The following is a 12,807-nucleotide window of genomic DNA, read 5'->3' on the forward strand; positions in this document are numbered from 1 at the left end:
AAGCGTGCCCACCATCGCGCGGTACGATCGGTGATCGATGGTGGGCACGTCGCTGACGCTCCTTTGCCCACCCTACGGCTCCGCTCTGACTAACTATTCCTTAACCGCGCCCCGGCGCCGCCGCCGAACATCGGGATGCGGTTCACCGCCAGCACGACCGCAAAGGTGATCACCAGCATGGCGATGCCGAGCACGGAAATCGCGGCCAGGTCGCCGCTTTCGTTGAGGTCGTAGATCAGAACCGACAGCACCTTGGTCTGCGAGGTGAACAGCACGATCGCCGCCGAGAGTTCGCGCATCACGCCGATGAAGATGAAGCACCAGGTCGCGATCACGCCGGTGCGCAGCAGCGGCGCGGTGATCCGCCACAGCGATTGCAGCCGCGTTGCGCCGAGGATGCGGCTGGCGTCTTCCAGCTCGGGGTGAATGGTCGCGAACGCCGCCTGCAATTGCTGATAGGCCGACGGCAGATTGATGGTGAGGAACGCCAGCAACAGAATCCAGAGCGTGCCGTAGAGCACGAAAGGCGGCCGCGTATAGCTCAGGAATAATCCGACGCCGAGCACGATGCCGGGCACCGCGACCGGCGCGGTGGCGAGAAAGCCGAGCAGGCGATGGCTCGCGATCACGCGGCGCGTCGTGACATAGGCGACGACCAGCGCCAGGATCGTGCCGACGGTCGCCGTCGACGCGCCGAGGATCACCGTGTTCTTCAGCGCAAGCTGGGTCGACGATAGTTCAGTGAAGACAAAGACGATGTTGTGCAGCGTCGCGGTCGACGGCGTGGCCAGCGTGGTCGCGTTCGGCGAGAACGCCGCGTTGAGCAGCGCGAAATAGGGCAGGAACACGGGATTGAGCAGCACGATCAGGCAGAACGCCAGCGCCGCCCAGCGCCAGCCGCCCATCTCGACCGGGCGCGGCGGGCCATACTTGCCGCCGACCACGGAAAAGCCGCGGCGGCCGAGCAGGAATTTCTGGCCCTGCAGCAGAAGGATCGTCAGCAACAATAGCGGCACGGCGGCGGCCGCGGCGAGTTCGAGTTTCGGCGGGTACTGGAACAGGCTCCAGATCTTGGTCGTCATGGTGTGGAAGCCGGCCGGCAGCGCCAAAATCGCGGGCGATCCGAACAGCGTCATCGCCTGCAGGAATGCGATCAGCGCGCCGGCGACCAGCGCCGGCAGCGCGAGCGGGATCGTGACCCGCCGCGCCGTGGTCCAGGCCTTGCCGCCGAGAATGGCGGAAGCGTCTTCCAGTTCCCCCGGCATGTTGTCGAGCGCATTGGCGACCAGCACGAACACGAACGGAAAGGTGTAGCAGGAGATTACGAAGATCAGCCCGGTCAGTGAATAGATGTCGAACAACGGATCTTCGGCGCCGGTGAGATAGCGATAGAGCTGGTTCAGCATGCCGCTGTTCGGCGCGGCCAATAATTCCCAGGCGACCGCGCCGAGAAACGGCGGCGTGACAAAGGATGCCGTCACCAGCGCGCGAATGATCTGCCGTCCTGGCATGTCGGTGCGCGACACCAGCCAGCCGATCGGCGCGGCGACCAGGCAGCAGATCACCGCGGAGGTGGTGGCGATGATCGCGGTCGTCCACAGCGGGTCGAGAAACGCGGGATCGGTGAACAGCGTGACGAAATTCTGCAGCGTAGGACGGCGTGTCTTGTCGGTGAAGGCGAACAGCACCAGCCACGACAGCGGCAGCACGATCAAGAGGATCATGAAGGTCGCGAACAGCCACAGCACGGGGCGGGTGAGGTCGAGGTGGCGCTTGGGGGTGTCGGTGGTGGTGATGGCGGTCATGTCAGACATTCTCCGTCATTCCGGGGCGATGCGAAGCATCGAACCCGGAATCTCGAGATTCCGGGTTCATCGCTGCGCGATGCCCCGGAATGACGGTGGTAAGTGTGGTCGCCGGCATCCTCACACCCTGAACAGCCGCGCATAGCGCGTCTTGATCTCTTCCGCCATTTTCTCCACGCCCTGCGCATCCTCCTTCATCAGCTTGATGTCGGAAATCTTCCGCCGTCCCGGTTTCGACTGCACCTGCGCATGCGCCGAATATTGCGCGGTGTAGTCGGTGAAGAATTGCTGGGTCTCGCGGGTATGAAACCAGGCCTGAAACAGGCGGCCGGCATTGGGATGCGGCGCCGACGCGAAGATGGCGGTCGGGCCCGAGATCGTCGGCGCGCCCTCGGCTGGGTAGATCGGCTCGACCGGCTGACCGGCTTCCTTCAGCAGAACGACGCCATATTCATTGCCGTCGGCCATCACCGCCCGCTCGCCGAGCGACAATTTTTTCGGCGGATCGGTCGACGACTGCACCTGCATCACGCGCTGCTTCGACAGTTTCTCCAGGTAGTCCCAGCCGAGCTCGCGCACCATCTGGAAGGTCGCGGTCATGATGGTGCCGCTATAGGCCGGATGGCCCTTCACCATCTTGCCCGCCCATTTGGGATCGAGCAGGTCGGCAAAGCTTTTCGGCGCGTCCTCGGGCTTCACCAGATTGGTGTTGTAGGCGATCGACGACAGATAGATGCGCGAGGTGGCGGACATGCCGTCGGGATCGCGGTACTCAGCGAGAAAATGCTTGGCTACATCCTCCGGTACAAAGGGCGCCAGCCAGCCTTTCCGCTTCCAGGTGATGATGTGCGACGCATCCGAGGTGTTGATCACGTCGGCGGCGCGAATGTTGCTGCCGAATTCCTGATCGACGCGCTGAAACAGCCGCTCCGAGCCGGAGCGTTCGATCTGGATCGTGATGCCGGGATACGCCGCCTCAAAGGCCTTGCCGAGCTTTTCGCCGACCGGCAGGTCCATCGAGGAGTAGAAGGTCAGCTTGCCTTCTTTCTTCGCGGCTTCCACCAGTGCCGGCGTGATCGCGACCGGCTCCGGCGCCTGCGCGCGAAGCGGCGAGGCGAACAGGGTTCCGGCGGCCAGCGCCGCCGTGCCTTGCAGGATGTCGCGTCTGGAAAGTTTTTTCTCCTGCATCGCGTTCTCCCATTCTTGTTTCTTGTTATCGGCTCAGCGCTCGGCAGCGCTCGGGCGGCAACGTCAGCCAAACCTCGTTGCCTTTCGATACGTTGGTTTCGTTCGGCGTGGTGACGCGCAGACTGGTGCCGTCGGCGAGCTCGACCATGTAGTCACGCGCCATGCCGAGATAGACCTGCCGCGTGACAACGGCGCGAATCGCGTTGTCCGGCGATGCAGGCGCCCGCGTCGACAATCCGACATCATGCTGGCGGATCGCGACCGCGGCGCTCTCGCCCGCCGTGAGCGGCGCACCGATCACCTTCAGCGTCGCGCCCGCAAAGGAAACATGGTTGGCATCGCGCGCGGTGCCTTTGATGATGTTGCTGGCGCCGATGAAGCGGGCGACGAATTCGGATTCAGGGCGGGCATAGATGTCCTCGGGCGTGCCGAGCTGATCGATCCTGCCGCCGTTCATGACCGCAATCAGGTCGGCCGTGGTCATGGCCTCGGACTGGTCGTGGGTGACGTAGACCGTGGTGTAGCGATATTCGTCGTGCAGGCGGCGGATCTCGAAGCGCATCTCCTCGCGCAAGTTCGCATCGAGGTTGGAGAGCGGCTCGTCGAGCAACAGCGTCTCCGGCTCGACGATCAGCGCCCGCGCCAGCGCGACGCGCTGCTGCTGCCCGCCGGAGAGCTCGCCGGGATAGCGCTGCGCCAGTGCTTCGAGTTTTGTCGTGGCAAGGATCGCCGCCAGCTTCTTCGCAATGGTGTCGCGGTCCAGTTTGCGCAGGCGCAGGCCATAGACGATGTTTTCCGTCACCGTCATGTGCGGCCACAGCGCGTAGCTCTGGAAGATCATCGACATGCTGCGCTGTTCGGGCGGCAGCGTCCGTGCGCGTGACGACACCAGGTGGTCGCCGACATGAATCTCGCCGTCGGATGGCTCCAGGAAGCCGGCGATCAGCCGCAGTGTCGTTGTTTTGCCGCAGCCGGACGGGCCAAGCAGGCAGACCAATTGTCCGTGATCGATTTTCAGGGACACGTTATCGACCACCGCAAGCGCACCAAATCGCTTGGTCAGGCCGCGCAAATCAACGGACGCCAATCGTCTCACTCCCAACTTTGTTTCTGCACGGATCAGCGCCCGGCTTGGTATGCCAGTATACGCACGAATGCCGGTTGGGGAAGAGAGTTGAGCGATGAACGAACTCGCGCCTCCGTCGTCCCTGCGAACGCAGGGACCCATACGCCGCGGCCGGGGAAATGGGCACGCGGGTGGACGGCTTCGCTTTGCAAGCTGCAGCGGCCGTTGCCCCAGCGTCAGCTACCGAGCTCCATCGATGGATCACGCGGTATGGGCTCCTGCGCGTGCGCAGGGGCGACGAGGATGTCTAAGCGAGACGCTACGCTCCGACGTTCTCGCCGAGATATTCAATCGCGGCTTCGGTTCCGCCCTTGCCGTGCGGGATGCCGAGCGCGTTGAGGCCGACCTCGACGACGCCGAGCGTGCCCAAAATCATCGGTGCGTTGACATGGCCCATGTGCGCGATGCGGAACGCCTGGCCGGAGAGGTCGCCGATGCCGGTGCCGAGCACCACGCCGCATTTCTCCTTGCAGTAGCGCTGCAGCGCCAGCGGATCATGGCCGTTCATCGTCACCGTCGTCACGGTGTTGGAGCGCTCATTGGCCTCCGCGATGTTGAAGCCGATCACCTGGCCCTCGGACCACGCCGCCACCGCGCGGCGCACCGCTTCGCCGAGCAGGCGATGGCGCTGGAACGCGTTTTCCAGTCCTTCCTCCTTGAGCATGTCGATCGCCTTGCGCAGCGCGAACAGCAAATGCACCGGCGCCGTGCCGGCATATTTGCGGTAGTGCTCGGTGCCCTCGCGCTCGGTCCAGTCCCAATAGGGCGTGCGCAGATCGGCCTTCTTGTGCACCGCCAGTGCGCGTTCGTTGGCGGCGACGAAGCCGAGGCCGGGCGGCGTCATCAGGCCCTTCTGCGAGCCCGACATCGCGACGTCGACGCCCCATTTGTCCATCTCGAACGGCATGCAGCCGAGCGAGGCGACGGTGTCGACCATGAACAGCGCCGGATGGCCTGATGTCTTGATCGCCTTGCCGATCGCCTCGATGTCGTTATAGGCGCCCGATGCGGTATCGACCTGCACGGCGACGATCGCCTTGATGCTGTGATCCTTGTCCTGCCGCAGCCGCGCCTCGACCTCGGCGGGGCGGATCGCGCGGCGCCAGTCGCCCTTGAGCACTTCGACCTCGGCGCCCATCGCCTTGGCAGCCTGGCCCCAGCCGATCGCAAAGCGGCCGCTCTCCAGCACCAGCATCTTGTCGCCGCGCGACAGCACGTTGGAAAGCGTCGCCTCCCAGGCGCCATGGCCGTTGGCGATGTAGATGTAGGATTTGCCCTCGGTCGCGAACAGTTTCGAGAGATCCTCGAGCAGGCTTTCGGTCAGTTCCACCATCTGGGTCGAATAGATGTCGAGCGCCGGGCGATGCATCGCCTGCAACACTTCGTCGGGCATGGTGGTGGGCCCCGGGATGGCCAGAAATTCCCGGCCCGCGCGAACGGTCATTTGTTGGTTTTCCTTAATTGGCAGGACGCCAGGGAGAGCGGCATAGCTCGAAGCTAGGCATAATATTGGATCGAGGCCGTCATTGCGAGCCACCGGGTCGCACAAAAATGTGCGCCCGATGACAGGCTCCGCGAAGCAGCCGCAAAATAGGTCAAATTGCACTCATTGCTCTTCACAACAGCGGCAGAAGGACCAGCCTATTTCCCCACAGCATCGGCGATCGCGCGCCAGATCTGATCCTTCAGCTCGGTCGCCGGCGGGCTCGGGATCGTCACCGCGGGCGCCTCGCGTTTCTTGCAGGCCTCGACCAGCCGCAGCACCCAGATTTCGCCATCGGTATAATAAAGGTCGCCGCCGCCGTTCCTCCCTGCGATCGTGGGTCCGATGCCGGTGACCTGGTATTTCGCTTCCACCATGCCGGCGTTTTCGAGATCTGCGGCCAGCAGCGCGCGCTCGGCATCGAGATCGGGCGCGATGTGATGCGTGACCGCGGCGGTATAGTGGCTGACACCGACGCCGCGATCTTCTGTCGCTGCCCCGAGCCAGACCGGGCGTTTTTCGGCGCCGCTTTCCAGCACCCTCCAGAAGCGCACATGGTTGCGGCGGTCGGCGCTGGCGCCGATCGGCTTTTCATAGGCGAGATCCTCGCGGCGGCCGAGGTAATAGAGATTGCTCACCGGCGCATCCTTGTAGGGCCGGTCGAGCAGCACGCTGCCGATGATCTCGATCGAGGATTTCAGCGTGATCCGGTCGGCCGGATACCAGCCTGCTTCATGCATCGCGCAGACCACGTCGCCGAGATCGCCGATCAGCCCGACATTCATGGGATCGCCGGGAATGCCCTGTGCGGTGCGCGTCACCATGGGCATGTCGGCGAGCCCGCGTTGATGCTCGTAATGCGTCCAGAACCCCGGCAGCACCAGATAAGCGAGCACGCCGTAGCCGGTAAGGATAAGCAGCACGATCAGCAGAACACGATTCAATCGCCAATGATTTCGAACGTTGGTCACGCGTGTGAACTCTTGCCAATTCCGTCGCGGAGGGAAGGATATTCGATAGTGCGGGGGCCTTCATCCTTCGAGACGCGCGTTCCGCGCTCCTCAGGATGAGGTGTCAGACCCTCATGGTGAGGAGGCGCGTTAGCGCCGTCTCGAACCATGAGGCGACAGAAGCAGCTACCGCCTTGTCTCCCTGCAACCCGCGGCCTCGGCTTCCTCGACGGAGCAGAACCAGCGCGTGCCCTTTGAGATCTTCATCTGAATTTTCGCATACCAGCGGCTGGTCGGCTGATGATAGATGCACTCGCCGGAGCGGTTGACGTTGCCCTTGATGGTGCAGTCGGGCGAGGGCGCGACCGGGCCGGACGCCGATGCCAGCAGGATGGCCCTGGCATTTTCCGGCGGCGTGACGGCGCCGAGGATCGCGGTCTTCTTGTTGCGCACGCGCCAGTCCCACGGCGCGATGAACGCGCCCTGCCACATCCCGGCTTTGGCTTCGCGCGCGGCCTTCTCCTCGGCTTCGTAGTCGCGCGAGATGCGCGTCAGCGCCAGTGCCCAGCCGTTCGATACCAGCCATTTCTGGATGTCCTCGCCGTCGGCTTCGCAACGCGCCACCGTACGGCCGCGCCGGTCACTGACGGCCCTGGTGTGGCAGGTCCAGCTCTTGGCCCCGAAGCGTTTCGTCAGTTCGTCGCGCGCGGCGGCGCCGCAGGTCCAGCGCTCGCCTTTGGTGTTGAGGCAAAGCTGGTCAGTCGCCGGTGCGTCGATGCCGCCGAGACGGATGCGGGCGTTGCCGATATGAACATAATCGCCTTCGCGGATTTTCGGCACGCCGGTGATGTCGGCCGCCTGCGCGACGGCGGGAAGCGACAGCAGCAACAATGCGAGCAGCAATTTCTTAAAATTCATCGGCGGTCCCGGCGGAATGATGCGCACCAATCCGGCGGATTGTGCGGACAAAGCGGTTGGCTTGCCAGCGCAGCAGCGTCGCATCCCTTTCAACTTCCTGTCATTGTGTTTCGTCATTCCGGGGCGATGCGAAGCATCGAACCCGGAATCTCGAGATTCCGGGTCTGGTCCTTCGGACCATCCCGGAATGACCGAGTTAACTCTTCGCCATCCGCCTCTTCGCCAGCGCGAGTCCCATCAGCACGAACGCCGACGTTACCTCCGGCCCGCCGACCAGGATCCGCGTCGGCGTCTTCATCTTGTTCCACTCATAGGCCTTGTACGGCCCATGCCTGCCGCCCTCGCCGAGGCTTGCCGTGATGCAGGCGAGCGCCGGCGCGAATGTCGAGACGTCGGCGCCGAGATGCGCCAGGGCCATCAGCGCCAGCGCCGCATCGAACGCGTTCATCTCGCGCGTGATCAGTTCGCCCTGGACGTAGCCGAGCACGCGAAGGCGGATGAATTCGAACGCGCCGTCCGGATCGATTGCCTGCCGCGCCGCCGCAGGCAATGCCATGAACGCGGCGTGGCACCGGCCGAAATAGGCGGAGTAGAGTTCCGGCAGATAATAGATGTGCGAGCGCGGATTAGCGAATGCAGAGCTTTCGGTGAGCCGGCGCTGGAAGCCGATGATGCGCCGCACCGTCTCCAGCCGCGACGGCGTTTCGAGAATCTTCCAGCGCGTCAGGTTGCGGAACGAGACTTCGAGAATGTCGAGATTGAGCGTCGGATCGAGGTCGTTGCCGTAGGGCCGGTCGCCGGCGAGATTGTCGATCCAGGTGACGACGCCGCCCTCGTAATCGATGTTGTCGTTGAGCGGCACGGTGACGCGCGGCTCGTTGGCGCCCTCGCGCACCTGGTAGCCGCGGTAGAAGTCGAGCAGCGGCTGGTCGAGGATCGGATCGCTCGCACCGGCCTGCGTCGCCGCCGAGAACGAGCATGCGGTGGTGTCGCAATCCGGCACGTAGATGCCGAAGCCGAGATCCTGCTTGATCTGGGCGAAGAAGCGCGAGAACCGCGGATGCGGACCCGGCGCCAGCGCCGTGATCACGTTCACCGTGGTGCCGTCATGCGCGGGCACTTCCTCGGCTGAGGTCTTCAGGCAGAAATCCACCATCTGCGAAATCGCGCGCCGCGACGAAGCGGCCTCATCCGCCGATGCCAACCCGGTCTCCAAGTAGCTCAGCAGCGCCTCGGTGAAGAAGGCGTCGTAATAGGCCGAGCGGTGCCGGATCTGCACCGGCTCCCACATCGGCTCGGCGATCCCTCGCCAGGGCGGGTTGATCAGGGCGCGCGCCGGCGAATGCGCGATGAATATCCGCGCTAGGCTGAACAGCAGCGTCGAGTTCTTGTAGCCGCGCGAGTTCAGCCCGGTCAGCGCCATCAGCATCTCGCGACCGCCCATGTCGGCATCGCCGATCAGGTTGAACGCGGCATAGGTCGGGATGAAGCCGTTCTTGGCAAAGGACCGCAGCAGGTGGGCCGCGCAGCGGCGGATTACCCGGTCGATCTCGCCGGCCCCGGGCGGGCGGCCGGGGGTGGTGACCGACCCGGGCGCCGGATGGTTTACGCCGATATCGGCCATCAGCTCGGCGATCGGGGCGCCGACGGCAGCCCAGTCCGGCTCGGCGTCATCACGCGCCCGCACCAGCGCCTCCCGCACGGCGCCGAGCCGCTTCTCGTCGCGCAGCGCCGGGTGGCCGGTGCGGCGGAGCAGGGCGCGGAGCGCCGGGTTACCGAGCGCGGTCCGATAGAACTTGCCGAGATGAGGGTCGCCGCCGCGGTATTTCAGCAGCACGGGGTCGCAGACGTCGTATAGCGAGGGGCCATCCTTCCGCGCGGTCAGCGCCCGGCATGTGGCGCCGGCAATCGTAGAAAAACCCATGCAGTCTCTTTCCGCCGGAACGGTGAAGGGAGGGCTGCGTTAAGCACGGTCCGTATTATCCCGGGGTTTTGGGACATTCGGACCGGCTCGATGAGGAGTCCCCGCAGCCACCGCCGGCCGGATCGGGCCCGCAAGCCTTTGAAAATTATTCAAATCCGCCAAGAAACACAAATGTGATGTAGATCACTTAGTAAAAATTTACCTTCCGCCAGTATCGGCGGCGGGCTGGGGGCATGCGTCAAAGGAGGTTGTTCGGGAGGGGCCGACAGGCTAAAAGCCCGCTTGTTGCGGTGCCGCAAATTGAGCGCAATTGGACGGCACACAGCTTGCAACCCCATCAAACCTGAACGGTCCTGACGCGACTAACTGGCGCGATCTTGTTTGGCGCTTTGGACAAACTTGGGAATGGAAACGCGATGAACCTCGGTCAGCTTCACATCTCCCGCCGCACCGCCACCATTGCCGTGGCCTTTGTCGGCCTGGTGTCGCTGGCGATCGGCGCCCATGCGGCGCTGAACAAGCGTTCGCTCGACGCCGCCAAGGCGATCGGTACCGAGCAGACCGGCTCGATCGGCGCCGGCGCCAGCCGGGTCGCCCTCGTCATCGGCAATGGCCATTATCCCGATGCTTCGGCGCCGCTGGCGCAGCCGATCAACGACGCCCGCGGCCTCACCGCCGCATTGCGGGCCAAGGGGTTTGACGTCGACGTGGTCGAGGATGCCACCAAGGACGACATGGCGCGCGCGATCGCTCGCCTGAAGACCAAGGTCAAGCCTGATACCGTCGCGATGCTGTTCTTCGGCGGCTATGGCGTGCAGGTCGGCCGCGAAAGCTTCATGATCCCGGTCGACGCCGCGATCTGGAAGGAAGCCGACGTCCGCCGCGACGGCGTCTCCATCGAACAGGTGCTGGATACGATGAGCGAGAAGGGCGCCAAGGCCAAGCTCGTCGTCGTCGACGCCTCCCGCCGCAACCCCTATGAGCGCCGCTTCCGCTCCTATTCGCACGGCCTCGCCCCGATCTCGACGCCGGAAAATGCGCTGATCCTGACCTCGGCGACGCCGGGCAAGGTCGCCGACGACGGCAAGGGCCAGTACAGCGTGCTGGTCACCGAGCTGCTCAACAATCTGGACTCGCAGGCCAGCGCGGCCAGCGCCTTCAACAAGACCCGCATCTCCGTCTCCCGCGCCTCCGACGGCGAACAGGTGCCGCAGGTCTCCTCGTCGCTGCTCGAAGACGTCCACCTGGGCGGCTAGGGGCGCCCCACCGTCGCCCCTGCGAACGCAGGGGCCCATACCGCGTGATCTATCGAGAGGGCGCGGCGTTGGACACTCTGCGTCGGCCAATGCCGATGTCGTTCGTTAAAGTAAGGTCGACTTCCCGCATGCCCCTTCCGACGGCCGCGGCGTATGGGTCCCTGCGTTCGCAGGGACGACACCGTTTATGTGGGCGATAGCGGTTCAAACGATCAGATAGCTGAGATCCCGCCACTCAAGATTCTCGCGCTCGATCAGTTCGATTTTCCAGTCGCGCTTCCAGCGTTTGAGCTGCTTCTCCCGCGCAATCGCTTCATCCGGCCGTTCGAACGCGTCGACATAGACAAGCCTATAAGCGCCGTAGGCTTTGACAAATGAAGAGCCCTCGCCGTTGCGATGCTGCTCCATGCGTCTCGCGAGAGAATTGGTCGCGCCGATATACAGCGTCCCATGACGCCGGCTCGCGAGGATGTAAACGTAGTACATGCGCCACCGTCGCCCCTGCGAAAGCAGGAGCCCATACCGCGTGATCTGTCGAGGGGACGCGGTAGCTGACAAGGCAGCACACAATTAACGGTCGTGGTTATGGGCCCCTGCGTTCGCAGGGGCGACGGCGAGTTATTTCGCGTCCGCGCTCGCCATCACCGGTCGCACCGGATCGCCCTCGCGGAGCAGCGCGCCGGCGCGCGCCACCACGATGTCGCCTTCCTGCAGGCCGGAGGTGATCTCGACCTGACCAGCCGACATCAGCCCGGTCTCCACCCGCCGCGTCTCGACGCGCGAGCGCCGCACCACCTGCACCACGGTGCCGGCGGTGCCGTAGAGGATCGCGGTCAGCGGCACCGCGACGCCGCAGCTCTGCCCGGTCTTGATCTGCGCGCGGCCGGATGAATTGACCAGCAGGCGGCGGTTGGCGATGACGCCGACGAACACCTGCGCAAGCTGGCTGTTCGGCTCGACGGTGGTCGACAGACGCCGCACCTTGCCGTCAACCTCGCCGGCGCCGATCACCTTGATCCGCGCGGTCTGGTTCACTTGCAGTTTTGCGATGTCGCGCGTCGGCACCATGCCGACCAGATCGAACTCGCCGCGCGCGATGATCGAGAACAGCGCTTCGCCCTTGCCGGAGGCCATCGCGCCGACCGAAGCGGTGGAAGCCGAGATCACCCCTGCGACCGGCGCTTGCACCGAGATCTGGCCGCCCTCGGGCAGGTTCAGCTTCGCCAGCACCTGGCCCGCGGAGACGCTGTCGCCCGCATCCGCCATCACTTCGGCGACCTTCAGCCCCATCCGCTCGGGCCGCACCTGCGTCTCCTCGCGCGCAATGATCGTGCCGGAGACTTCGACGATATTGGCAAAGCAGGATTTCGCGGCCTTGAGCACGGTCACTGCGGCGCCCTTGGGGGCGGCGGGGTCGATCTCGTCGGCGGCGCGCGAAATGGATGTCGAAAGGCAGAATACGCCCGCGGCGACGAGGACAGTGAGCTTCGGCGCAAGATCGCGCGCGGCAAAGGCGGGCATTGACAATTCCTTCTCAAATTCAGGGTCTTGGATACCAGAAAGGCGGCCGAGGAGCCAAGCAGGACGAGGCCTTTCCCGGCGGCGCATCGGCGCGATTTTCCAGGCGTCCCCGGGGCTTCCCGACGTTCTCTATTTTTGTCTTGGCCGCACGGGGAAATGTTCAACCCGGTGAATAGCGGCTGCTTGACCCAAAACGCGGGATCATGCGGTGCGCAAGCGTGCTCGCCGAAGCCTGCTGACAGGATGCTGGCAACAGCCCTTCGATAGAAAGGAGGGGCCGGCAAGCCCATCGGGTTCCGGCTTCGGAGAACATAGCCATGACGATGCTGACCCTTATGCAGACTTCCGCCGCCAGGCCATTTGTCTTGCGAACGGCAGTTCGGCTGGCGCACCTGCGCCGTTTCATCAACCGCTTCTTCGCGGCCGTGATCGCGCGCCACGAGCAGCACGCCGCGCGCGCGGCCCTGCAAAAGCTCGACGATCGCACTCTCGCGGATATTGGCATGTGCCGCACGCAGATCGAGAGCAATCTCGAAGATCTGGCGCAGGCCCGCGCGCGAATGCAGCAGCCGGGGTGGCATTGAGGGGATGCGGGCGGCGGCGCTGCCCGGCAGCTTCACCCTCCAGGGGAGGGTA

The 12,807-nt window shown here is 64.5% G+C and carries 11 protein-coding genes; 2 read left to right on the forward strand and 9 right to left on the reverse strand.

Going from position 1 to position 12,807, the window contains the following annotated elements:
- Positions 1 to 89: 89 nt before the first annotated feature.
- From QA643_RS02330 to QA643_RS02360, 7 genes are all read right to left on the reverse strand, one after another.
- Positions 90 to 1,805, reverse strand: coding sequence for an iron ABC transporter permease (locus tag QA643_RS02330; protein ID WP_283031606.1), 1,716 nt, complete (start codon positions 1,803 to 1,805; stop codon positions 90 to 92).
- A 120-nt stretch (positions 1,806 to 1,925) separates the two neighbouring features.
- Entirely contained in the window at positions 1,926 to 2,993 is a 1,068-nt protein-coding gene (locus QA643_RS02335) for an extracellular solute-binding protein (RefSeq protein WP_283031607.1), read from the reverse strand.
- 25 nt (positions 2,994 to 3,018) lie between these two features.
- A complete protein-coding gene (locus QA643_RS02340) occupies positions 3,019 to 4,080 on the reverse strand; it encodes an ABC transporter ATP-binding protein (protein WP_283031608.1) in 1,062 nt (353 codons plus the stop codon).
- Positions 4,081 to 4,378: 298 nt separating this feature from the next.
- Entirely contained in the window at positions 4,379 to 5,563 is a 1,185-nt protein-coding gene (locus tag QA643_RS02345) for an aminotransferase class V-fold PLP-dependent enzyme (protein WP_283031609.1), read from the reverse strand.
- 197 nt (positions 5,564 to 5,760) lie between these two features.
- Positions 5,761 to 6,546, reverse strand: a complete 786-nt coding sequence (locus QA643_RS02350; RefSeq protein ID WP_283031610.1) for an LssY C-terminal domain-containing protein — start codon at positions 6,544 to 6,546, stop codon at positions 5,761 to 5,763.
- A 192-nt stretch (positions 6,547 to 6,738) separates the two neighbouring features.
- The gene (locus QA643_RS02355) at positions 6,739 to 7,470 is read right to left on the reverse strand and encodes a thermonuclease family protein (protein WP_283031611.1); all 732 of its coding nucleotides are present in this window, start codon (positions 7,468 to 7,470) and stop codon (positions 6,739 to 6,741) included.
- 196 nt (positions 7,471 to 7,666) lie between these two features.
- Positions 7,667 to 9,394, reverse strand: a complete 1,728-nt coding sequence (locus QA643_RS02360) for a hypothetical protein (RefSeq protein WP_283031612.1) — start codon at positions 9,392 to 9,394, stop codon at positions 7,667 to 7,669.
- 416 nt (positions 9,395 to 9,810) lie between these two features.
- On the opposite strand from QA643_RS02360, the gene QA643_RS02365 reads away from it, so the two are divergent.
- Positions 9,811 to 10,650: a caspase family protein gene (locus QA643_RS02365; protein WP_283031613.1), complete on the forward strand. Its 840-nt coding sequence runs from the start codon at positions 9,811 to 9,813 to the stop codon at positions 10,648 to 10,650.
- Positions 10,651 to 10,854: 204 nt separating this feature from the next.
- Here QA643_RS02365 and QA643_RS02370 read toward each other — a convergent pair whose 3' ends face one another.
- Together QA643_RS02370 and QA643_RS02375 are read right to left on the reverse strand one after the other, a co-directional pair.
- Positions 10,855 to 11,136, reverse strand: a complete 282-nt coding sequence (locus QA643_RS02370) for a GIY-YIG nuclease family protein (protein WP_283031614.1) — start codon at positions 11,134 to 11,136, stop codon at positions 10,855 to 10,857.
- 132 nt (positions 11,137 to 11,268) lie between these two features.
- Positions 11,269 to 12,171 (reverse strand): HlyD family efflux transporter periplasmic adaptor subunit, encoded by a 903-nt coding sequence (locus QA643_RS02375; RefSeq protein ID WP_283031615.1) that lies wholly within the window; start codon positions 12,169 to 12,171, stop codon positions 11,269 to 11,271.
- A gap of 317 nt (positions 12,172 to 12,488) precedes the next feature.
- Here QA643_RS02375 and QA643_RS02380 point away from each other — a divergent pair, with 317 nt between their 5' ends.
- Positions 12,489 to 12,755 (forward strand): DUF1127 domain-containing protein, encoded by a 267-nt coding sequence (locus QA643_RS02380; RefSeq protein ID WP_283031616.1) that lies wholly within the window; start codon positions 12,489 to 12,491, stop codon positions 12,753 to 12,755.
- The last annotated feature ends 52 nt before the right edge of the window (positions 12,756 to 12,807 follow it).

This window comes from Bradyrhizobium sp. CB3481 (genome assembly GCF_029714305.1).
GTDB lineage: Bacteria > Pseudomonadota > Alphaproteobacteria > Rhizobiales > Xanthobacteraceae > Bradyrhizobium.